A 22,150-nucleotide genomic window follows, 5' to 3' on the forward strand; every position below is an offset into this window, starting at 1 on the left:
GTGCATCTCTACAACAATAACAGCAACAATTTTCACAGTAAAAAAATCACAATTCAATGGTTTAATTTCAAACATATTTTATGAAAAGAATTTTAATAACAGTACTGGTTTTCATTAATTCAATCAATTTCAATTTGTTTGGACAAAACAGCAGTTCCGATAACAGAATTATAAAAGTAAATTATAATAATGTTACCGGGAAAATGAACACCATGTTCAAAGAATGTATTGGTGCAGGCCGTGCCAATGAGGGCTTGCGTGCCGATTGGCAGCAGCAGCTGGCTATGGCCAAAAAGGAATGTGATTTTAAATACATTCGTATGCATGGTTTACTGACAGATGATATGGCAGTGTATCGTGAGGACAGCAAAGGAAATCCCGAATACAACTACCAGTATGTTGATGTTTTATTCGATTTTCTTTTGAGTATTAAAATGAAACCTTTTGTGGAATTGGGTTTTATGCCGTCAGCATTAGCGAGCGGAAAAGAAACTATTTTTTGGTGGAAAGGGAATGTTACTCCGCCAAAAGATTATACTAAATGGGGTGATTTAATTAAAAACCTGACACAGCATTTTACTCAGCGCTACGGAGCTGCTGAAGTAAAAACCTGGTATTTTGAAGTTTGGAATGAGCCGAATCTTTCGCCAGGATTTTGGACAGGAACGCAGCAGGATTATTTCAAATTATATGAGTATGCTGCAAAAGCTGTCAAAAGTGTAGACCCTGCTTACAAAGTTGGCGGTCCCGCAACTGCAGGCGCTGGCTGGGTTCCGGAAACCATTGATTTTTGCGCTAAAAATAATGTACCAATTGATTTTATTTCGACACATACCTATGGTGTAAGCCAAGGATATTTGGATGAATACGGTTCTACAGGTACTGTTTTAAATAAGGACGAGGGGAGCGTGAGCGGTGATGTTATTAATTCTAGAAAACAAATTGCAGCTTCTGTGAAACCTAATCTCGAACTCCATTATACCGAATGGAGTACGTCTTACACTCCTGCCGATCCAATTCATGACAGCTACCATTCGGCGGCTTATATTCTTAAAAAATTAAAACAATCAGGCAATGCTCCAAATTCAATGTCGTATTGGGTTTTTACCGATATTTTTGAAGAACCGGGCCCAAGATTCACGCCTTTTCACGGAGGCTTTGGATTATTGAACACGCAGGGAATTAAAAAACCAGCTTATTTCTCTTATTTTCTAATGAACAAATTAGGAGAGACTGAGCTAAAAAACAGTGACACTTCCTCTTGGGCAACTAAAAATGCTAAGGGCGATGTACAGCTTTTATTTTGGGATTTCACTTATACACTTCCTGAAAAGGATGTGAATAATCAAGCCTATTATATAAAAGATTTACCATCAAAATCAAAAGGGGAGGTTAAGATTGAAGTGGAAGGCTTACAGAAAGGAAAATATAATCTGGAGATTTATAAAGTGGGTTATAAAGTCAATGATGCTTACACTGATTATTTTGCGATGGGAAGACCAAGCCAGCTAACTCTTGAACAAGTAAAATCAATTAAGCAGAAGAACAGCGGTCTGCCAATTGCAACTGAAAAAGTGATCATTGATGCTACAGGAAAGTACAGCAGAAGTTATAAGATAAATGAGAATGATGTTGTCTTTTTCAGTTTTGTTAAGCAATAGTTACTTGAAAATTTAAACCAATAATTAATCATAATAATTCCGAATAAAAATGAAGAATAAAATAAAATATGCTGCCATAGCTGTGTCTATTCTGGCATTTGCTGACGGCAGTGCACAGGCAGTGAAATCTAAAAAACAGCAGAATACTTATGTTGGAAAAGAGATAACAAACGAGAATGATGCCGCTATTGAGAAGCTGATTTCTCAAATGACTCTGGAAGAAAAAATAGGAATGCTGCATGGTAACAGTATGTTTACTTCCGGAGGAGTAAAACGCTTGGGAATTCCAGAATTAAAAATGGCAGATGGACCGCTTGGAGTACGTGAAGAAATTTCCCGTGATAACTGGTCTCCAGCGGGATTAACAAACGATTTTGCGACTTATTATCCAGCGGGCGGCGCATTATCTGCTACTTGGAATACAGAAATGGGATATACTTTCGGGAATAGCTTAGGACAGGAAATGCGTGCCAGAGATAAGGATATGCTGCTTTCACCAGCTATTAATATCGTCAGAACACCGCTTGGGGGCAGAACGTATGAATATATGAGTGAAGACCCATTTTTGAACAAAAAGATGGCTGTGCCTTTAATTGTTGGTCTGCAGGATAATGATGTTATGGCCTGCGTAAAACATTTTGCTGCTAATAATCAGGAAACGAACCGTGATTTTGTTGATGTGCAGATTGATGAGCGTGCGCTCCGCGAAATCTATCTGCCTGCTTTTGAAGCGTCTGTTAGAGAAGCAAAAGCGTATAGTATTATGGGAGCTTATAATAAATTCAGAGGTGAATATTTATGTGAGAATGATTATATGCTAAATAAAATTTTACGTGACGAATGGAACTTTAAAGGTATTGTGGTGTCTGATTGGGCTGCAGTGCATTCTACTGTAAAATCTTTGGAGAATGGATTGGATGTCGAAATGGGAACTCCAAAAAAGTTTAACGAATTTTTCCTGGCTGACAAATTAATTGCAGCAGCCCAAAAAGGTGAAATTTCAGAAAAAGAAATTGACAAACATGTAAGACGTATTCTGCATACTTTGTATCAGGTAAAAGCAATGGGCGGAAAAAAACGTGCCACAGGAAGTATTGCTACCGAAGCACATTATCAGGATGCCTATAAAATTGCTTCAGAAGCGATAGTACTTTTGAAAAACGAAAATAACGCACTGCCTATAAAATTAGACGGCGTAAAATCTATTGCAGTTATTGGTAATAATGCAGCGAAGAAAAATGCTTTGGGAGGATTTGGAGCTGGTGTAAAAACAAAAAGAGAAATCACTCCTCTAGAAGGATTAAAAAACAGACTCCCAGCTTCTATTAAAATTAATTATGCAGAAGGATATTTGGAGCGTTATGATAAAAAAAATGCTGGAAACTTAGGAAATATAACTTCTACAGGTCCAGTTACAATCGATCAATTAGATCCAGCCAAACTGCAGGAAGCAATAGAAGCGGCTAAAAACTCAGATGTAGCTGTTGTTTTTGCAGGTTCAAACCGCGATTATGAAACAGAATCTTCAGATCGTCGAACATTAAATTTACCATTTGGCCAAGAAGAATTAATTAAAAAAGTATTGGAAGTAAATCCAAGAACGATAGTGGTTTTAATTGCTGGAGCTCCTTTTGAAATTAATGATTTAAGCAAAAAAACAAATGCATTAGTCTGGAGCTGGTTCAATGGTTCTGAAGGAGGAAACGCATTGGCCGATGTATTGTTAGGAAAAGTAAATCCTTCAGGGAAATTACCTTGGACAATGCCCAAGAAATTAATGGATTCTCCTGCTCACGCTACTAATAGTTTCCCCGGCGATAAAGCGGTTGAATATAAAGAAGGAATTTTGGTAGGATACAGATGGTTTGATACTAAAAACGTTGAACCTTTATATCCTTTCGGATACGGATTATCATATACTACTTTTGCTTTCAGTGATGCAAAAGCAGATAAAGAATCTTATGCTGATAATGAAACAATCACAGTTTCAGTAACGGTTAAGAACACAGGAAAAGCAGATGGTAAAGAAGTAGTACAATTGTATGTTTCTAAAGCAGATTCAAAAATCGACCGCGCTGCTCAAGAGTTAAAAGGATTTCAAAAAGTATTTGTTGGTGTCGGAAAATCTGCAGTTGTAACAATTCAGGTTCCTGTAAAAGAATTAGCATATTATAGCGCCGAGAGCAAAAAATGGATCGTAGAGCCAGGAAAATATACTTTGAATATTGGAAATTCTTCCCGAGATATTAAAAACAAAATTGATATTGTTATAAAATAATATGACTGTCCGCAAATAATACCATGTTTTTTTTCGCACTGATTGCGCAGATTCTCACAGATTTCATTACTATTTTTTTAAAAATCTGTGTAAATCTTTTTAATCTGCAGCTAATTCGATCTGTTTGGTATTAGTTAAGGATAATCATAATAAAATAATAGCAGCTATTAAACCAACCAAAAATCAATACTATTATGAATAACAAAATTAAAAGACATGGAATTCTTTTCTTTCTTTGTTTCGCTTTTTTAAGTGTTATGGCCTGCAGTTCCAATGATACTGTTGCTGCAGCACCAAAAGAAGAAACGAAAACACTTACCGCAGATGTTTCTAAGATAGATTTTGAAGCTAAAGAAAATGCTGCGAGTGTAACTGTTACTACTGATGCTAAGACATGGACAATTGCTTCAAATGTCAGTTGGATTCAGTTGAGTAAAAGTTCTGGAACAAAAGGGACCAGTTTAGTAACAATTACAGCGTTAGAAAATACAGCTGTAGCTGCAAGAACTGCTACAGTAACTATAAGTTCTAGTGAATCTGCCTCAATTCAGATTTCAATTTCACAAGCTGGAGGAACTATCGTTGTTACTGGTTTATATCCTAGTTATAATACTAACCCGATTGCTGATGATGCTGTAGGAATGGGAAGTACTGCTGCGCAGCTGGCTGCCAAAATGAAATTAGGCTGGAATATTGGAAATACATTGGAGGCGACACCTGGAAGTGAAACCGCCTGGGGAAATCCAAAAGTTACTAAAGCACTGATTGATCTGGTTAAAGCAAATGGCTTTAATGCTATCAGGATTCCTTGCTCTTGGAATCAGTATGCTAATAGTACAACTGCACAAATCAGTGCAGCATGGTTAGCAAGAGTAAAAGAAGTAGTGCAATACTGTGTGGATAATGATATGTATGTTATAGTTAACATTCACTGGGATGGCGGCTGGTTAGAAAAAAATTGTACCGAAGATAAAAAAGAAGCAAATAATGCTAAACAAAAAGCATTTTGGGAACAGATTGCGACCTATTTACGCGGTTTTGATGAGCACTTGCTTTTTGCTTGTGCAAACGAACCTAATGTTGAAGATGCTACCCAGATGGCAGTTTTAAAATCGTATCATCAAACATTTATTGATGCTGTTCGATCTACAGGTGGTAAAAACGCATATCGTAACTTAATCATTCAGGGACCATCAACAGATATCGATAAAACAAATAAATTGATGACAACTTTACCTACGGACAAGGTTGCAAACCGAATGATGGCTGAGGTTCACTTCTACCCTTATCAATTTACTCTTATGGACAAAGACGCTGATTGGGGCAAAATGTTTTACTATTGGGGAGTAGGAAATCATTCCACTACCGATACTGCACACAATCCTACTTGGGGTGAAGAAGCTGACGTAGATAAGTTTTTCCTTTCTATGAAAACACAATTTGTAGACAAAGGAATTCCTGTGGTTTTAGGCGAATTTGGCGCAATAAGACGTGATCTAACAGGAGATGCATTAACATTGCATTTAAAATCAAGAGCGGCCTTTTTTAAATATGTTGTAAAACAGGCAAGAGCCAATGGTATGATACCTTTTTACTGGGATGCTGGAAATTTAGGTGTAAATACTATGTCTTTATTTGACAGAAGCACCAATACGGTTTATGATCAGCAGGCATTAACGGGGTTACTTGATGGATTAAAATAAATTAAATGAAGATAGATTAAATTAGTTTCGGGATTATTATTTAGAGCATTTTTGTTTTAAATAATCGTCCCGAAATATTTTTATAACTTGGTCATTTGTATATTTATAGAACAAAGTTAAATGACTAACATTTTAAAATCAATAATACAAATGAAAAAAATACTTGTTATCTTATTTATTGTCAATGGTTTTTGGGCTAATGCCTATGTTAAAATGCCATTAGTATTCTCTGACGGAATGGTTTTACAGCGGAACAAACCAATTCCAGTTTGGGGCTGGGCTGATGCCAATGAAAAAGTTCAGGTTCAGTTCAATAAACAGACTAAAAGCATCATTGCCGATAAAAGCGGAAAATGGATGGTCAAACTGGATACTGAAAAAGCGGGCGGGCCTTTTGAATTGACCATTTCTGGTAACAACAAAATTGTCATAAAAAATGTTTTAGTTGGCGAAGTCTGGATTTGTTCCGGACAATCGAACATGGAATTTCAAATGTATAAACTTCCTGATTTTGAAGTCCAAAAAGAACAGTCAAACGAGCCAATGATTCGTCAGTTTGGCGTAGCTCAAGATTTAAGCAGTACACCAAAAGAAGATCTAAAAGCTGGAAAATGGACTGTTTCCAATAAACAAAATATCAAGGATTTTACTGCAGTGGGTTACTTCTTTGCAAAGAAACTATATGCCGAATTAAAAATCCCAATCGGAATCATCAACACTTCTTGGGGCGGAACCTGTGTGGAGACCTGGACAAGCCGTGAAGCTTTTGAAAAAAGCGATGAATTCAAGGATATGATTGCAGGCGTACCTTCGGTAAATATGGATGCCATTTTTGAAACGTATAAAAAATCACTTTTAGATAATATTCAAAAAATTCAGAGTTTTCAAGTAACGGAAGTTAATCAGGACCAATTCAAAAATCCAGATTTTAATGATACGAAATGGCCGGAAATAAAAGTACCCTCTCTTTGGGAAAATCAGCAGATCGGAAATATTGATGGAGTCGTGTGGATGCGAAAAACGATTACTTTAACAGCAGATCAAGCCAAAAAAGAAGCGGTTCTATATTTGTCAAAAGTAGATGACGAAGACGAGACGTATGTTAACGGAATTTTGGTCGGAACCAATAACATTTGGGATAGGGAACGGATGTATAAGATTCCCGTAAATGTTTTGAAAGAAGGTACAAACGTAATTGCTGTAAAAATCACCGATTATACTGGAGGAGGAGGTATTTACGGAGATCCAGCTGATTTGAGAATCGATTTCAATGGTTCGGCTGTGACACTTGATGGATTATGGAAATTCAATGTTGTACAAGTAAAAGTTTCAGTTTCACCAAACAGTTATCCTTCGTTATTGTACAATGCGATGGTAAATCCGCTCGTTCCGTATGCTATTCAAGGAGTTTTATGGTATCAGGGTGAAGCCAATGTTTGGAGAGCGAGCCAATACAAAAAAGCTTTCCCTTTGATGATAAATGATTGGAGAACCAAATGGAATCAGGGGAATTTTCCTTTTTACTTTGTGCAATTATCAACTTTCGATGAGTTCAAAGGAAACAGTAAAGTAGGAAGTCGTTGGGCAGAACTTCGCGAAGCACAATCCGAAACTTTGAAATTGCCAAATACTGGAATGGCTGTAACCACTGATATTGGAAATGCAAAAGACATTCATCCAACCAACAAAAAAGATGTAGGATTGCGTTTGTCTGCAATAGCTCTGAACAATGTGTATGGGAAAAAGCAAGTTTACAGCGGACCAATTTTTAAATCTCAGGAAATAAAGGCAAATCAAATTGTTCTTTCATTTAATGACATTGGAAGCGGATTGTCAACTTCTGATAATTCCGAGAACGTAAAAGGTTTTGAAATCGCTGGCACCGATAAAGTTTTTCATTCCGCGAAAGCGATTATCAAAGACAACAAAGTAATCGTTTCCAGCGGAAGTGTTCCTAATCCTGTTGCCGTGCATTACGGCTGGGCAGATGACGATACTGAAATTAACCTTTTCAACAAAGAAAAATTTCCGGCTTCGCCTTTCAGAACTGATAATTGGGAAACGATTACTACGAATGAAAAGTATAAAATAAATCCGTAGAGACGGGTTTGAAACCCGTCTGTATAAGAACCCGTCTGTAGTGCAAAAAATTAAAAGATTATGGAATTTCTAAAATTAAAAATACGGTTTTTATTGTTTTTTTTATCGTTTATTGTAAATGCACAGCATCAAAGCGAGCAAAAACCAAATACGTACAGCAATCCAATTTTTGCTGGAGATTATCCAGACCCATCAATCCTTCGAGACGGAGAGGATTATTATATAGTGCATTCCTCTTTCAACTATTATCCAGGATTATTGATTTGGACTTCCAAGGATCTAATTAATTGGAAACCCGTTACACACGCACTTACCAAAAGCGTGGGTTCCGTTTGGGCACCAGATTTGGTTAAATACAGCAATAAATTTTATATTTATTTCCCCGCCAATAATACCAATTATGTAGTTTCGGCAGATACTATAAATGGCCCGTGGAGTGATCCGATTGACTTAAAAATTGGAAGCATTGACCCAGGACATTTTGTGGATGATAAAGGGAATCGTTTTCTGTATTTCAGCGACGGAAGTTATGTGCCACTTTCTAAAGACGGACTTTCGGTAATCGGAAAAGCGATACACGCCTATGATGGCTGGAAAATACCAAGCGATTGGTCAATAGAATGTTTTTGTCTTGAAGGCCCGAAAATGATTAAAAAAGATGATTATTATTATCTGACCGTTGCCGAAGGCGGAACCGCAGGGCCGGCAACCAGCCACATGGTAATTTCGGCACGTTCCAAATCTCCTTTTGGACCGTGGGAAAACGCGCCGAATAATCCTATCATCAGAACAAATGACAGTTCGGAAAAGTGGTGGTCTAAAGGTCACGCAACGATAATTGACGATGTTAAAGGAAATTGGTGGATGGTTTTTCACGGCTATGAAAACGGCTATTACAATATGGGACGTCAAACTCTTTTACAGCCTATAGAATGGACAAAAGATGGCTGGTTCAAAATAAAAGACGGCATCAAAACCGAAGATGCAATAAAAAAACCAGCTGGTCAATCCGTAAAAAGTGATTTCACACTTTCGGATACTTTTACAGGAAGTAAGCTCAATTCACAATGGCAGTTTTTTGACGAATTTGATTCCCAAAGAACTACGTTTTCTTCCAATGGAATAAAAATCAAAGGAAAAGGAACGGGTATTGGTGAAAGTTCACCATTGTTATGCACTCCTTCTGATCATTCCTATACAGCAGATGTTGAAGTTGAAATCGAAGAAAATGCTTCTGCTGGACTGGTTCTTTTCTACGATACTAAATTGTTTACCGGAATCGCTTTCGATAAGGAAAACATTATGGCGATTCTGAGGGTTTGGCAATTTCCAACGGTAAAAGGGGTGAACAAAACCCATTTGTTTTTACGTTTGGAAAAAAGGGAACAAGTGGTTAATATGTTCTACAGCATCGATGGAAAGGATTGGCTGAAAATCGAGAACTCTGCTGAGGTTTCCTCTTTCAACCATAATGTATTGAGTGGTTTTATGAGTCTTAAATTGGGACTTTCTGCGGTAGGAGATGGTTCGGTGACGTTTAAGAATTTTGTTTATAAGGGGGTGAAATAATATGACTAAATTTCAGGGCAAATATCGCATTGATTCTGCGAGAGCAAAATGGTGGAATTATGATAATCCAGGAGATTATTTTATCACCATTTGTACAAAAAATAAAGATCATTTATTTTGACATATAAAAGATGAAGAAATGATTTTGAATGAATACGGTCAAATTGTAATGGATTGTTGGTTGGATTTACCAAATCATTATGATAATATTATTCTAGGAGAATTTCAGATTATGCCAAATCATATTCATTGTATTATAGGAGTGGATAATTCAAAAGAGTTGAATCCCGTACAGACGGGTTTGAAACCCGTCTGTACCACGCATAATTTCGGGGTTTCGAATTCCAATCCAGAGTCAGATACCGTAGAGACGGGTTTGAAACCCGTCTGTACCTCGCATAATTCCGAGATTTCGAATTTCAATCCAGAATCAGATACCGTAGAGACGGGTTTGAAACCCGTCTGTACCATGCATAATTTCGGGGTTTCGAATTTCAATCCAGAGTCAGATACCGTAGAGACGGGTTTGAAACCCGTCTGTACCACGCATAATTTCGGGGTTTCGAATTTCAATCCAGAATTAGATACCGTAGAGACGGGTTTGAAACCCGTCTGTACCACTAATATTAATTCCGATAAAAATATCCACGGTGTATTTGAATTTATCCGAGCTTTGAAATCATTTTCATCCCGAAGAATAAATGAAAAGAGAAATTCAAAAGGTGTTTCAAATTGGCAGGAACGATTTCACGATCATATTATTAGGAATGAAGCAGAATACAATAGAATTATAGATTATATAATAAATAATCCTAAGAAATGGGATGAGGATTGTTTTTTTGAATAGTACAGACGGGTTTGAAACCCGTCTGTACGTGGGTATATCAAGTACAGCGTTGAGATAGATTTGAAACCCGTCTGTACAGGAATCCCGTCACACAGAAAAAAAAATTAAATTTTATTTTATGAAAAAGTTATATATAGTTTTTGCCATTTCCATTTTCTGCGGAAAATCGATAGCACAATCTACCCATAAATTGTGGTACAAACAGCCAGCCGATTATTTTGAGGAAACGCTGGTTTTGGGAAATGGTAAAATGGGGGCGACAGTTTTTGGAGGTGTCAATTCGGATAAAATATATCTGAATGATATCACGCTTTGGTCGGGAGAACCCGTAAATGCCAATATGAATCCCGAAGCATATAAAAACATTCCCGCCATTCGCGAAGCGCTGAAAAATGAAAATTACCAGCTTGCCGAAGAGTTGAATAAAAAATTACAAGGTAAAAATGCCGAGTCCTATGCGCCATTAGGAACGCTTGAAATCAATAATTTTCATACCGGAAAAACTTCTAATTATTACAGGGAATTGGATATTTCAAATGCAGTTTCTAAGGTAAGTTACGAAATTGACGGCGTAAAATACACACGCGAATATTTTGTTTCTGCACCCGATCAAATTATGGTGATTAAGTTGACCAGCAGTCAGAAAGGTGCTTTAAATTTTGATATTCATTCTAGCAGTTTACTGACTTCAAGTTCGGAACTCAAAGACAATGTGCTTGCGCTAAATGGCGTTGCACCGATACACGAAAACGAGCAATACACTGTTCCGCTTGCTTTTTTGAGCAATAAAGAAAGAGGAACACGGTTTACAAGTTTAGTTAAAATCAAAAGTACGGACGGAACAATTGTAACTTCTGATAAGAGCTTAGGAATTAAAAATGCATCTGAAGCTGTGATTTACGTTTCAGTTTCAACGAGTTTTAATGGTTTTGATAAAAATCCGAACACCGAAGGCTTGGACAACAAAGCGATTGCATCTGATCATTTGAATAAAGCTTTTGGTAAAACTTTCGATAAATTAAAACAATCCCACATTGCTGATTATCAAAAATTCCACAATCGTGTTTCATTGGATTTAGGAAAAACAACAGCTCCCGATTTGCCGACTGATGAACGTTTATTGCGCTACGCGGATGGAAAAGAAGACAAGAATTTAGAAATACTGTATTTTCAGTATGGTCGTTACTTATTAATAAGCAGTTCAAGGACTTTGGGAGTTCCTGCCAATTTGCAGGGACTTTGGAATTCTTATGTGAATCCGCCTTGGAGCTGTGATTATACATTGAACATTAATGCACAGGAGAATTATTGGCTGGCAGAAAACACCAATCTGTCCGAAATGCATCTGCCTCTTTTGGGTTTGATCAAAAATCTTTCGGTAACGGGTAAAGTAACTGCCAAGACTTTTTATGGAGTTGACAAAGGATGGACTGCTGCTCACAATTCTGACATCTGGGCGATGAGTAATCCTGTCGGGCAGTTTGGAAAAGAAGACCCAATGTGGGCCTGCTGGCCTTTGGCAGGCGCTTGGTTAAGCACGCACATTTGGGAGCATTATGTTTTTACGCAGGATAAAAATTATTTGAAAAATGAAGGTTATTCATTGATGAAAGGCGCAGCTGAATTCTGTTTGGGTTGGATGGTTACTGATAAAAATGGTAATTTAATCACTTCACCATCTACTTCACCCGAAAATCAGTATTTGACACCAGATGGATTCATAGGGGCAACTTTATACGGAGGAACTGCTGATTTGGCGATGATTAGAGAATGTTTTGACAAAACAATAAAAGCTTCAAAAGTTTTAGATATTGATGCCGATTTTAGAGGAAAACTGGAAGAAGCTTTAGGGAAATTACATCCTTATCAGATTGGGAAGAAAGGAAATCTGCAGGAATGGTATTTTGACTGGGATGATAAAGATCCAAGGCACCGTCATCAATCACAGTTGTTTGGACTTTTTCCAGGAGATCATATTACGCCTCTAAAAACTCCTGATTTAGCAGAAGCATCCAGAAAAACTTTGGAAATCAAGGGAGATGAAACAACTGGCTGGTCAAAAGGCTGGAGAATCAATCTTTGGGCAAGACTTTGGGATGGGAACCGCGCTTATAAAATGTTTCGTGAGCTTCTCAGATATGTTGACCCTGATGGTAAAAAAACGGAGCATCCAAGAAGAGGAGGAGGCACGTACCCTAATTTATTCGATGCACATCCGCCATTCCAGATTGACGGTAATTTTGGCGGTGCAGCAGCTGTTGCCGAAATGCTGGTTCAGTCTAATGAAAATGAAATTAGATTATTGCCTGCACTGCCTGATGCTTGGGAAAGCGGATCGGTAAAAGGAATCTGTGCCAGAGGAGGTTTTGAAATTTCGATGGAATGGAATAATAAAATTCTGCAAAAAGTTACTGTTTCTTCCAAAAATGGTGGTAAAACAACCCTCATTTGCGGAAGCAAAAAACAAAATATTACTTTAATTAAAGGTCAGAAATCGGAAATTGTCTGGTAAAATAGTTAACACGAATTTCTCGAATCAGCACGAAAAGAATTTGTGGCAATTCGTGAAATTCGTGTTTAACTTTTACTTTATAATCGGGTTTCTAATAATCTGATCCATCACCCAGCTGGTGTGTGCAGCTGTAAATGCGTTTGACGGATGTTTGTGATTTCCTAAAAGCTGATCCCGCATCTGTTCTACATGATGCAGCTGAACATTTTCAGGATGTGGTATGTTATGAGTAGTTTCTCCTGTGGCAGTTTTTAGGATTAATGGATCGTTTTCAAATATAGAGAACGTGATTTTTCCTTCACTGCCATAAATTTCGACTATATCTTCCCGTTCGAATGTGCCAAAATTCCAGCTTCCGCTCCCTGTTATCCCCGATTCGTGGATCCAGTATGCGACACAGGCATCTTTTGAAGTGTACAATCCCTGTTGATTTAAGCTGAGACCAGAGACTTTTTTTATGTTACCGAAATAATGGATAAACAAATCCAGTCCATGACTGGCCAAATCATCAAAATATCCTGCTGGTGCTACATTTATATCAGTTCTCCAGTTGTATTCGCCTGAACGGTCCTGATCGTTTGCAGGCTTGCTCAGGTGCCATCTGATGTGCCTGATATCACCAATGATTTTCGAGTCAATCCAGTTTTTAATTTGTTCAAATCGTGGAAGCGTACGTCTGTAATAAGCAACAAATATGGGAATATTTTTTGCTTCAAAAGCTTCAGCAATGTCCAGGCAGTCTTGATAATTTGGCGCTAATGGTTTTTCTATACAGCATGGTTTTCCTGCTTCGGCAATTTTTAAACCATAAAATTTATGGGTATCGGGCGGTGTTGCAATATAAACAGCATCAATTTCGGGATCGTTTATTAAGGCATCGGGATCGGTATAGAATTTTGCAATACCATGTCTTTTGGCATAATCTGCAGCTTTTTCAGGATCTCTGCGCATTACCGCGCCAATAGTAAAACCTGCGGTTTTTTGGTAGGCAGGACCGCTTTTTATTTCAGTGACATTGCCACAGCCTATTATTCCCCATCTTAGATTTTTTGTTGTTTCGTTCATAATTTTGTGTTATTCACAACCATCGATACCACAGCTGTTTTCATCAGGGGTATTTTGAAGTTTTAGTTTGGTTTCAAAATTTCCTTCTGCCCAAGTTTTTTCCAAGGTTTTCAAAAAAGTATCTGTTGGCTGTGCGCCGGATATTGCATATTTATTGTCAAATACAAAGAAAGGAACACCAGTAATTCCAAGTTTTTGGGCTTCCTGCTGATCTCGGCGTACTTCTTTTGTGTAAATATCATTATCTATAAGCTGTTTGATTTCGTCAATAGGCAATCTCGCATTCTGACCAATTTCCTGCAGTGTATTCCAATCATTTACGTTTTTTCCTTCTGTGAAATAAGCTTTGAACAGCAGTTCTTCTAACTCATTGGCTAGATTGTGCTTTTTTCCTAAATGAATTAATCGGTGTGCGTTTAATGAATTGGCCAAAATCGATTTTTCAAAATGAAAATCCAGCCCGTTACTTTTAGCAGTTTGAGTTGTGTTTTCCAGCATTGATTCAGCCCAATCTCTGTCTCTGCCGTATTTTTCAGCGAGATGGTCTGCAATGCTTTCATTAGGAGTAGCTTTAAATGACGGATCCAATTCAAAACTTTTCCATTCTATTTCGACTGAATCTTTATTTTCAAATTGTGTTAATGCTTCTTCTATTTTTCTTTTGCCTATATAACAAAACGGGCACATTACATCGGACCAGATTTGTATTTTTAATTGATTTTCCATTTTTGTTTATTTTATTGGCTTTGCCAAATATTTTAAAGTGCAAAATTAAAGAAATTGAATTTCGAACTTTTATTATTTAAGTTTTTATTATAATTCTACTCAATATTGCTTTCGTCTGAATTACTTTTTTTCTTTGGAAATTGGTAGTTGTAATCCTTTAAATATAGTTTGTCTCTTTTATTATTTTTTGGAGCTGGAGGAAGTATTGCAGTTTCTGCTTCTTTTGAAAGTAATTTGTTCGATAAATAATTGGTTAAATACTTTTTAAGAATTTGTATTTTTTCTACTTCAATGGAATAAATGGTTTTTTTACCGACATTTTTTACTTTTAATAGATCAGCTTTTTTTAATTCTAATAAATGTTTGGAAATGGTCGATTGTGCTAAGGGAATTTGTGAGACAATTTCGCCACAGGTCCTGTGGTTTTTATTCCAGAGCAAAGTCATTATCTGCATACGCGTTGGATGCCCCAATGCTTTGCAGATTTCTGCGATTGCATTTGTTTCCTGATCGAAATCTAAGTGTTTAGTAGTTCCCATAACTCCATTTATTTCATATCGTAATTTAGCGATTATATTTGATATATCAAGGCCTTTTTTAAATTCTTTGAGGAATGCTATTTGGAATTAATTATAATCTTCCAAAGTCATTCATTTTTGAAGGCTATAGTGTTAAATCAGGTATAAATACGTGAAAACAGAAGCTGTTTATTCGGTAAATTCGTAAAGGTTAATAAGAGAATGTTTTTTATGATTTAAAATGTTGAAAGTTTTTTGAGTTGAAATTAGTTTATAAGTTTTGAGTATAATTTGATTAGGGAGAATAGCCATCAATTAACAATTGCTGGCTTTTTTTATAAATAATAGGCCGGCTAAATTTTAAAATTTAGCCGGCCTTATTATTAAACTTGAATGGTTTTATGCCAATAAATCTAAAACCAATGAAGGGAATAATCCAATAATTATGTTTAGAAGAATAGCAAGCACTGCAACCGCGTAAATCAAGAATGGTTTTGCTGTGCGGGTTTCATTCGGTTCTTTTGTATACATTGCTAATATCAATTTAAAGTAGTAGCCAACACTAATAATCGAGTTGATTACAGCAAATATAACCACTACTAAATAACCTGCCTGAATTGTTTGGCTGAACAAAACCAATTTGGCAAAGAAACCTGCAAATATTGGTATACCCGCCATAGAAAGAAGAGATGCTGTTAAAATAGCTGCCAATAGAGGGTTTGTTTTTCCTAAGCCGTGGAAGTTTACGATATCTTCGTTTTCTCTGTTTTTGCAGACGTATAATATAACGCTGAAAGCAGCAATACCTGATAATGCGTAAGCCGAAGTGTAATACAGTAGACTTCCTGCAGAAGTAGATAAACTCAATAATGCCATCAGCATAAATCCTGCATGCGAAATACCTGAAAAAGCCAGCATACGTTTTACATTTACCTGTCTCAAAGCCATGATATTTCCAACAGTCATAGAAGCTATAGAAATGATTACTACAACTATTTGGAACGAATAATTAATATCGGCATTCATTGCTGATAATAGTTTATAAAGTGTTGCAATTGCTACAACTTTTGCCAAAGTACTCATTAAAGCTGTTGTCAAAGCTGGTGAACCTTCATAAACGTCAGGAGCCCAAAAGTGAAAAGGAACAGCTGCAATTTTAAATAACATTCCGATTGTAACTAAAACAATACCGATTGGAAACCAAATAGGAAGCTCAGCTGATTGTGACATATCGCTAATTTCGATAATGTCAAATGAACCCATTGCGCCATAAATCATACAGATTCCGAATAAAATAATTCCAGAAGCAAAAGATCCCATCAGGAAGTATTTCATACCAGCTTCATTACTTTTTATGTTTACTCTGTTGCTTGCTGCAAGAATATAAAGAGAAATAGATAATATTTCGATTCCTAAAAAGAACATCGCGAGATTACCAAACGAAACCATGGAAACTGCTCCGGCTAAAAGGAATATTTTTATTGCAATATAATCAGAAAGTTTGCTTTGGTGATTATCATAAAAATTATGGCTCAATGCTATTAAAAAGATTGTCAATACAATAAATAAACTCGAAAATGAAACCGAAAATTTACTCACCACAATCATATTGTTATAGTAACTTGCAGGAGAATTAAATTCGGACACGGTAAGTCCCAGAATGGCTAACAGTCCGATAATTGTTACCGGAATAATTGCTTTTCTAAAATCAAAGATTTCAAATACAAGGCTTAAAATACCTAATCCTACTATAGCTATTAATGTTGTCATTTATATTATGCTTTTTACTTAATTGTATTTATTAATAGTGTTTAAAATAGTTTCAAGACTTGGCGTTATCAAATCGTTGATTGGTTTTGGATATAATCCAAAGAAAAACAATACAGCAATTATAATTACCAATGTCAAACCTTCAGATAAAGTTACATCGGCAAAAGGTTTTGCATTGGTTTCTCCAAGCATTACGTGCTGAAACATTTTAAGCATATAATAAGCTCCTAAAATAATTGTGGTTCCGCCCAAAATGGCAAACCCAATATTTATTTGCGAAAGGCTGTATAAAACGGTAAACTCTCCAATAAAGTTAAATGTAGTTGGTAAAGCAACAGATGCTAACACCAAAATCAAAAACAGCGAAGTGAATTTTGGAGATTGAGCACGAATACCGCCCAAATCTGCAATTAATCTTGTCTCATATCTTCTGAAAATGATTTCAGCTGCAAAAAACAATCCAACCACTACAAAACCGTGAGCAATCATTTGTAAAACGGCACCTCTAAAACCATCAAGATTTAAAGCATATGTTGCTGCTGCAATTAATCCAACGTGAGCAAGGGAAGAATAAGCTAATAATTTTTTTAAGTCTTTTTGTCTCAATGCTACAATTGAACCATAAATTACTCCTGCAATACCAACTCCAATGAAGATGTACATGTATTCTTTAGCTGCTAATGGAGACAAAGGCAGCTGCCAGCGGATAAGGCTGTACAATCCCATTTTCAGCATAATACCTGATAAAAGCATCGTTCCAAGAGTCGGAGCTTTTTGATATACATTTGCCTGCCAGGTATGAAAAGGAATCAACGGAATCTTAATAGCATATGCCAAGAAGAAAGCTGTAAAAATCCATTTTTGTTCGTTTACATCTAATTTTAATTTATATAAATCCTCAATCAGGAAGCTTCCCGCTTTTTGATACATATAAACGAAAGCAATAAGCATGAATAATGAACCTGCAAGTGTATAGATAAAGAATTTAACCACTGCTTTTTTGCGCTCTTCGGCATCGCCATTACCCCAAATCAAAGCGATAAAGTAAATAGGGATTAATGATAATTCCCAAAAGATGTAGTATAAAAGACCGTCACTTGCCAGGAAAGTTCCTGTCATTGCAAATGACATAAACAATATAAGTGAATAAATCGATTTTGCATTTTTGAAATCGTTACCAAATGACGATAAAATTATAATTGCAGTCAAAATAGTTGTCAATATAACCATTGCCAATGACAACCCATCAGCTTGTAATGCAAATGAAACTTTAGGTAATGTAATCCATTGGCTGCTGTAGCTAATGTTTTCTCCTAAATTAAAATGATTCAACAAAACTATAGAGCAACCCGCAGCCGCTATTCCAAAAAACAATGCCACTTTTGAAGCCAGCTTGTCGCCAGCTAAATAAGTTGCAAATGCGCCAGCTAAAAGGATGATTAATATTAGAGTTACGTTCATAGTATTATAATTATTGAGCTAAAAATAAATAAGAAATAATGGCACACATGCCTAAAACAAAAGCAAATAGGTATAGTCCAACACTTCCATTCTGTAATTTTTTACCTTGGTAACTAAGTTCGCTGGCAGTTTTTCCTAATCCAAAGACTGCTGAAGAAATTCCTGTTTCAACATAATCTCTGAAGATTTTAGACAAACTGTTTATTGGTGCAACAAACAATGAATCGTACAGTTCATCAATATAGTATTTGTTATACAGTACTTTTGAAACACCTGTGATTTCGGCATCTTCGCTTGGAACAGCATTTTGTTTGATGTATTTAGCGTAAGCAATCCCAATTCCAATAAATCCTCCGACAACGGCAATTGCCATCAACATGTATTCAGTAGTTCCCAATACATGTTCTTCTGTTCCCGCTTTCGCGAAAAGAGGAGATAGGTATTCGTTCAGCCAGCTATTGCCAGGTAAACTGATTAATCCTCCGACAGCAGCCAAAATTGCCAATACAATTAAAGGAAATGTTATTAAAGCCGGACTTTCGTGTAAATGATGTTTTTGCTCTTCCGTTCCTCTAAAGTCGTTTAAGAAAGTCAGGAACATCAATCGGAACATATAGAAAGCGGTCATTATCGATGCAACCGATCCAACAACCCAAAGCGGAATGTTATGGTGGAAAGCGGTCATCAAAATTTCATCTTTAGAAAAGAAACCTGAAAATACAGGAACGCCGGAAATCGCTAACGAAGAAATAAGCATGGTCCAAAAAGTAATTGGCATCGCTTTTTTCAATCCGCCCATTTTACGCATATCCTGTTCTCCATGTAATCCGTGAATTACCGATCCAGATCCTAAGAATAAACAAGCTTTAAAGAAAGCGTGAGTGATTACGTGGAATATCGCTACTTCATAAGCACCAAAACCTAAAGCTAAAAACATTAATCCCAATTGAGAAACGGTAGAGTAGGCAAGTACTTTTTTAATATCATTTTGAACCAAACCGATCGTTGCAGCAACCAATGAAGTTACTCCTCCAATTACGGCAATAATGGTTTGTATTTCGTGTGTTAAATCAAATAAGAAATGCATTCTGGATACCATAAAAATACCAGCAGTAACCATTGTTGCAGCGTGAATCAAAGCCGAAACCGGCGTTGGTCCTGCCATCGCATCAGGTAACCAGGTATATAAAGGAATCTGAGCCGATTTCCCGCAGGCTCCGATAAACAATGCTAAAGCAGCAATGCTTAACCAAAGTGTATCAACACCCTTAGCGCCAGCGATAGCTGTTTGTAATGATGCAAAATCCAAAGTAGAGAATAAACTTCCTAATATAAATATCCCAATTAATAATCCTAAATCCCCAATACGGTTCATGATAAATGCTTTTTTGGCAGCATCATTATAACTTTGGTTTTTATACCAAAATCCAATCAATAAGTAAGAACAAAGTCCAACTCCTTCCCAGCCAATGAACATTACCAATAAGTTGCTTCCAACTACAAGGGTAATCATGAAAAAGATAAAGAGATTTAAGTATGCAAAGAAAGAATGCATTTTTTCGTCATCATGCATATAGCTGATAGAGTATAAATGAATCAGAGAACCGATTCCAGTTACAAACAATAACCACAAAACAGATAACTGATCCAGCAAAAATCCAAAACTCACATTGAATTTGCTGATTTGAATCCAGTCAAATAATTGAATATTTATTGCTTGTTTGGTTTGGCTAATCTGAAGAAAAAACGAAACTGCAACAATAAACGAAATCACTACAGAAAGCGTTCCGATGGCTCCGGAAACCGATTTTCCTAACGATTTTCCAAAGAAAACATTAATTAAAAACCCTAAAAAAGGAGTTAACAGTAAGACTAAAGCTAAATTGGTATCCATTGCCATTTATCCTTTTAAGTTTTTTAAATTATCGATGCTGATTGATCCAATATTTCTAAATATTGAAACCAATATGGCGAGTCCTACCGCAACTTCTGCAGCTGCTACTGCCATGGAGAAAAATACGAATACTTGTCCTTGTGTGTCTTGGTGGTAAGTAGAGAAAGCCACAAACAATAAGTTAACAGCATTCAGCATGATTTCGATAGACATGAACACAATGATTGCATTTCGTCTATACAAAACCCCAAAAATCCCGATACAAAAAAGTGTTACACACAGGAAGATATAGTTCTCTATACCAATTTGAGTTAAAATATTATTCATTATTTTTCTAATTTTTCTTTTTTAGACAATAACACAGTTCCAATCATCGCTACTAATAATAAGATAGAAGCAAATTCGAATGGCACCATATACTCATTCAGCAATGCTTTTCCAAGTACTTTTATCGACTGGTAATCTTCGCCAGTATAATCATACTCTACGATTGGTTTCGAATTAATAAAGATTTTTATCAAAACCAGACACACCAAACAAAAGGAAACAATAGCTCCCAACCTTGTGAACCTCGGCTTGTGAACTTCATCAGCTTCATTAAGATTCATAAGCATTATCGTAAAGAGCAGTAAAATCATTATCGCTCCCGAATAAACTATGATATGTACAATGGCCAAAAACTGGGCATTCAGCAGTAAATAATGTCCTGCAATAGAGAAAAAACAAATCACTAAATAGATAGCGCTGTGTATTGGATTTCTGCTAAAAATGGTTAAAAATGCTGTTAGCAATGTGATTGCAGACAATACGCAAAATAAAATAAGTACTGTTGACATTAGTTAGCGTTTTTTAGTTGAGTGTTTTTCAAAGCCATTTCAAGTGGCATAACCAGTTTGTCTTTTCCGAAAATGAAATCTTCTCTGTCATAATTGGCAGGAACCAATTCTTTAGAAATAGTCAAATAAATTGCATCCTTTGGACAAGCTTCCTCGCAAAGTCCGCAAAAAATACATCTTAACATATTGATTTCATATATCTCAGCATATTTTTCTTCTCTGTACAAATGTTTTTCATCTGCTTTACGCTCTCCGGCTTTCATCGTGATAGCTTCAGCAGGACAAGACAAAGCACATAATCCGCAAGCGGTACAGTTCTCACGCCCTTGTTCATCGCGTTTCAGCATGTGCTGACCACGATATACAGGACTCATTACACGAACCTGCTCAGGATATTGAATTGTTGCTTTTTTTCTAAAAAAGTGTTTTATCGTAATGGCTAAACCTTTTACAATCGCAATCAGATACATGCGTTCCAAAAAAGTCATTTCCTTGTTGGAGACCACTTTTTTTCTTCCCGATAAGGATATAGTTTCTATTGACATTTTTTATTTTTTATTTTTATTTTGGAGCTAATCCTGCTATCCGTTGCAATCTTTTATGTTTTTAAAGGAAAAAAATAAAAGGATTTCCACTGCTATCAGGGCTAGGGCATTTGTGAATTAATCAATTTAGTTTTTATATCCAATTTTATTTCTTTCAATTTTATTTTCTTGTTTGTCAATTAGTTCATCTAAATAATTAAAAACCAATTCAATGTTTTTACTTTGATGAGATAATTTATTTTTGATATCCTCAATTTCTAATTTTATATTCAAATTGTCTGACAAATCTTTTGTAATTTTTGTAAAAACACGAATTATTTGAATATTAACTTTTATTGCTGTTGGACTATTTAAAACACTCGAAAGCATTGCAACACCTTGTTCTGTAAAAGCCATTGGTGCTAATCTGTTTCCTCCCCAACTTGAGGTGCCAATTTGGCTCCTCAAGATTTCAAACTCTACAGCCGAAAGCTCAAACATAAAATCATCTGGAAATCGCTCTAAATTTCTTCTAACCTGACGCTTTAGTTGTTTTGTTTCAATAGCGTAAAGTTCTGCTAAATCACTATCCAGCATTACTTTTTGATTTCTAATAAAATAAATCTTATTAGTTATAATTTCACTTGGAATTCCTATTTCATCCATAAGTTTAATCTACAAAAATC

At 36.2% G+C, this 22,150-nt stretch carries 17 protein-coding genes; 7 read left to right on the forward strand and 10 right to left on the reverse strand.

Going from position 1 to position 22,150, the window contains the following annotated elements:
* Positions 1-80 precede the first annotated feature (80 nt).
* The 7 genes from IRZ80_RS16440 to IRZ80_RS16470 all read left to right on the forward strand — a co-directional run bounded on the left by IRZ80_RS16440 (position 81) and on the right by IRZ80_RS16470 (position 12,670).
* Positions 81-1,661 carry a GH39 family glycosyl hydrolase gene (locus IRZ80_RS16440; protein ID WP_194642667.1) on the forward strand — a complete coding sequence of 527 codons (1,581 nt, stop codon included), beginning with the start codon at positions 81-83 and terminating at the stop codon, positions 1,659-1,661.
* A gap of 49 nt (positions 1,662-1,710) precedes the next feature.
* Entirely contained in the window at positions 1,711-3,939 is a 2,229-nt protein-coding gene (locus tag IRZ80_RS16445) for a glycoside hydrolase family 3 C-terminal domain-containing protein (protein WP_194642668.1), read from the forward strand.
* Positions 3,940-4,133: 194 nt separating this feature from the next.
* Entirely contained in the window at positions 4,134-5,642 is a 1,509-nt protein-coding gene (locus tag IRZ80_RS16450) for a cellulase family glycosylhydrolase (RefSeq protein ID WP_194642669.1), read from the forward strand.
* 150 nt (positions 5,643-5,792) lie between these two features.
* On the forward strand, positions 5,793-7,742 hold the full coding sequence (locus tag IRZ80_RS16455; protein WP_194642670.1) for a sialate O-acetylesterase: 1,950 nt from the start codon (positions 5,793-5,795) through the stop codon (positions 7,740-7,742).
* Positions 7,743-7,802: 60 nt separating this feature from the next.
* Positions 7,803-9,311 carry a family 43 glycosylhydrolase gene (locus IRZ80_RS16460; RefSeq protein ID WP_194642671.1) on the forward strand — a complete coding sequence of 503 codons (1,509 nt, stop codon included), beginning with the start codon at positions 7,803-7,805 and terminating at the stop codon, positions 9,309-9,311.
* Positions 9,312-9,450: 139 nt separating this feature from the next.
* Entirely contained in the window at positions 9,451-10,158 is a 708-nt protein-coding gene (locus tag IRZ80_RS16465; protein WP_194642672.1) for a transposase, read from the forward strand.
* A gap of 118 nt (positions 10,159-10,276) precedes the next feature.
* Positions 10,277-12,670, forward strand: coding sequence for a glycosyl hydrolase family 95 catalytic domain-containing protein (locus IRZ80_RS16470; protein WP_194642673.1), 2,394 nt, complete (start codon positions 10,277-10,279; stop codon positions 12,668-12,670).
* A gap of 72 nt (positions 12,671-12,742) precedes the next feature.
* Here the strand turns inward: IRZ80_RS16470 and IRZ80_RS16475 are convergent, their stop codons facing one another.
* The 10 genes from IRZ80_RS16475 to IRZ80_RS16520 form a co-directional block, all read right to left on the reverse strand.
* Positions 12,743-13,735: a Gfo/Idh/MocA family protein gene (locus IRZ80_RS16475; protein WP_194642674.1), complete on the reverse strand. Its 993-nt coding sequence runs from the start codon at positions 13,733-13,735 to the stop codon at positions 12,743-12,745.
* A 9-nt stretch (positions 13,736-13,744) separates the two neighbouring features.
* On the reverse strand, positions 13,745-14,461 hold the full coding sequence (locus IRZ80_RS16480; protein ID WP_194642675.1) for a DsbA family protein: 717 nt from the start codon (positions 14,459-14,461) through the stop codon (positions 13,745-13,747).
* Between the two features lie 95 nt (positions 14,462-14,556).
* Positions 14,557-15,000 carry an ArsR/SmtB family transcription factor gene (locus IRZ80_RS16485; RefSeq protein WP_194642676.1) on the reverse strand — a complete coding sequence of 148 codons (444 nt, stop codon included), beginning with the start codon at positions 14,998-15,000 and terminating at the stop codon, positions 14,557-14,559.
* Positions 15,001-15,378: 378 nt separating this feature from the next.
* Positions 15,379-16,749 (reverse strand): NADH-quinone oxidoreductase subunit N, encoded by a 1,371-nt coding sequence (locus IRZ80_RS16490; protein ID WP_194642677.1) that lies wholly within the window; start codon positions 16,747-16,749, stop codon positions 15,379-15,381.
* A gap of 18 nt (positions 16,750-16,767) precedes the next feature.
* A complete protein-coding gene (locus IRZ80_RS16495; protein ID WP_194642678.1) occupies positions 16,768-18,210 on the reverse strand; it encodes a NuoM family protein in 1,443 nt (480 codons plus the stop codon).
* 10 nt (positions 18,211-18,220) lie between these two features.
* On the reverse strand, positions 18,221-20,104 hold the full coding sequence (nuoL, locus tag IRZ80_RS16500) for an NADH-quinone oxidoreductase subunit L (protein ID WP_194642679.1): 1,884 nt from the start codon (positions 20,102-20,104) through the stop codon (positions 18,221-18,223).
* 6 nt (positions 20,105-20,110) lie between these two features.
* The gene (nuoK, locus tag IRZ80_RS16505; RefSeq protein ID WP_100432422.1) at positions 20,111-20,431 is read right to left on the reverse strand and encodes an NADH-quinone oxidoreductase subunit NuoK; all 321 of its coding nucleotides are present in this window, start codon (positions 20,429-20,431) and stop codon (positions 20,111-20,113) included.
* Positions 20,431-20,940 (reverse strand): NADH-quinone oxidoreductase subunit J, encoded by a 510-nt coding sequence (locus tag IRZ80_RS16510; RefSeq protein WP_111409550.1) that lies wholly within the window; start codon positions 20,938-20,940, stop codon positions 20,431-20,433. Before IRZ80_RS16510 ends, nuoK begins: the two co-directional genes overlap by 1 nt.
* Positions 20,940-21,485 carry a NuoI/complex I 23 kDa subunit family protein gene (locus IRZ80_RS16515; protein ID WP_194642680.1) on the reverse strand — a complete coding sequence of 182 codons (546 nt, stop codon included), beginning with the start codon at positions 21,483-21,485 and terminating at the stop codon, positions 20,940-20,942. The genes IRZ80_RS16510 and IRZ80_RS16515 overlap by 1 nt, the downstream gene beginning before the upstream one ends.
* Positions 21,486-21,611: 126 nt before the next feature.
* Positions 21,612-22,130 carry an ORF6N domain-containing protein gene (locus IRZ80_RS16520; RefSeq protein WP_194642681.1) on the reverse strand — a complete coding sequence of 173 codons (519 nt, stop codon included), beginning with the start codon at positions 22,128-22,130 and terminating at the stop codon, positions 21,612-21,614.
* Positions 22,131-22,150 lie beyond the last annotated feature (20 nt).

Source organism: Flavobacterium sp. HJJ (genome assembly GCF_015351475.1).
Lineage (GTDB): Bacteria > Bacteroidota > Bacteroidia > Flavobacteriales > Flavobacteriaceae > Flavobacterium > Flavobacterium marginilacus.

What these genes read in the sequence shown, in the direction of transcription:
- IRZ80_RS16440 (WP_194642667.1), top strand. Translation starts at nt 81, where the DNA reads ATGAAAAGAATTTTAATAACAGTACTGGTTTTCATTAATTCAATCAAT.
- IRZ80_RS16445 (WP_194642668.1), top strand. Translation starts at nt 1,711, where the DNA reads ATGAAGAATAAAATAAAATATGCTGCCATAGCTGTGTCTATTCTGGCA.
- IRZ80_RS16450 (WP_194642669.1), top strand. Translation starts at nt 4,134, where the DNA reads ATGAATAACAAAATTAAAAGACATGGAATTCTTTTCTTTCTTTGTTTC.
- IRZ80_RS16455 (WP_194642670.1), top strand. Translation starts at nt 5,793, where the DNA reads ATGAAAAAAATACTTGTTATCTTATTTATTGTCAATGGTTTTTGGGCT.
- IRZ80_RS16460 (WP_194642671.1), top strand. Translation starts at nt 7,803, where the DNA reads ATGGAATTTCTAAAATTAAAAATACGGTTTTTATTGTTTTTTTTATCG.
- IRZ80_RS16465 (WP_194642672.1), top strand. Translation starts at nt 9,451, where the DNA reads ATGATTTTGAATGAATACGGTCAAATTGTAATGGATTGTTGGTTGGAT.
- IRZ80_RS16470 (WP_194642673.1), top strand. Translation starts at nt 10,277, where the DNA reads ATGAAAAAGTTATATATAGTTTTTGCCATTTCCATTTTCTGCGGAAAA.
- IRZ80_RS16475 (WP_194642674.1), bottom strand. Translation starts at nt 13,735, where the DNA reads ATGAACGAAACAACAAAAAATCTAAGATGGGGAATAATAGGCTGTGGC.
- IRZ80_RS16480 (WP_194642675.1), bottom strand. Translation starts at nt 14,461, where the DNA reads ATGGAAAATCAATTAAAAATACAAATCTGGTCCGATGTAATGTGCCCG.
- IRZ80_RS16485 (WP_194642676.1), bottom strand. Translation starts at nt 15,000, where the DNA reads ATGGGAACTACTAAACACTTAGATTTCGATCAGGAAACAAATGCAATC.
- IRZ80_RS16490 (WP_194642677.1), bottom strand. Translation starts at nt 16,749, where the DNA reads ATGACAACATTAATAGCTATAGTAGGATTAGGTATTTTAAGCCTTGTA.
- IRZ80_RS16495 (WP_194642678.1), bottom strand. Translation starts at nt 18,210, where the DNA reads ATGAACGTAACTCTAATATTAATCATCCTTTTAGCTGGCGCATTTGCA.
- nuoL (WP_194642679.1), bottom strand. Translation starts at nt 20,104, where the DNA reads ATGGATACCAATTTAGCTTTAGTCTTACTGTTAACTCCTTTTTTAGGG.
- nuoK (WP_100432422.1), bottom strand. Translation starts at nt 20,431, where the DNA reads ATGAATAATATTTTAACTCAAATTGGTATAGAGAACTATATCTTCCTG.
- IRZ80_RS16510 (WP_111409550.1), bottom strand. Translation starts at nt 20,940, where the DNA reads ATGTCAACAGTACTTATTTTATTTTGCGTATTGTCTGCAATCACATTG.
- IRZ80_RS16515 (WP_194642680.1), bottom strand. Translation starts at nt 21,485, where the DNA reads ATGTCAATAGAAACTATATCCTTATCGGGAAGAAAAAAAGTGGTCTCC.
- IRZ80_RS16520 (WP_194642681.1), bottom strand. Translation starts at nt 22,130, where the DNA reads ATGGATGAAATAGGAATTCCAAGTGAAATTATAACTAATAAGATTTAT.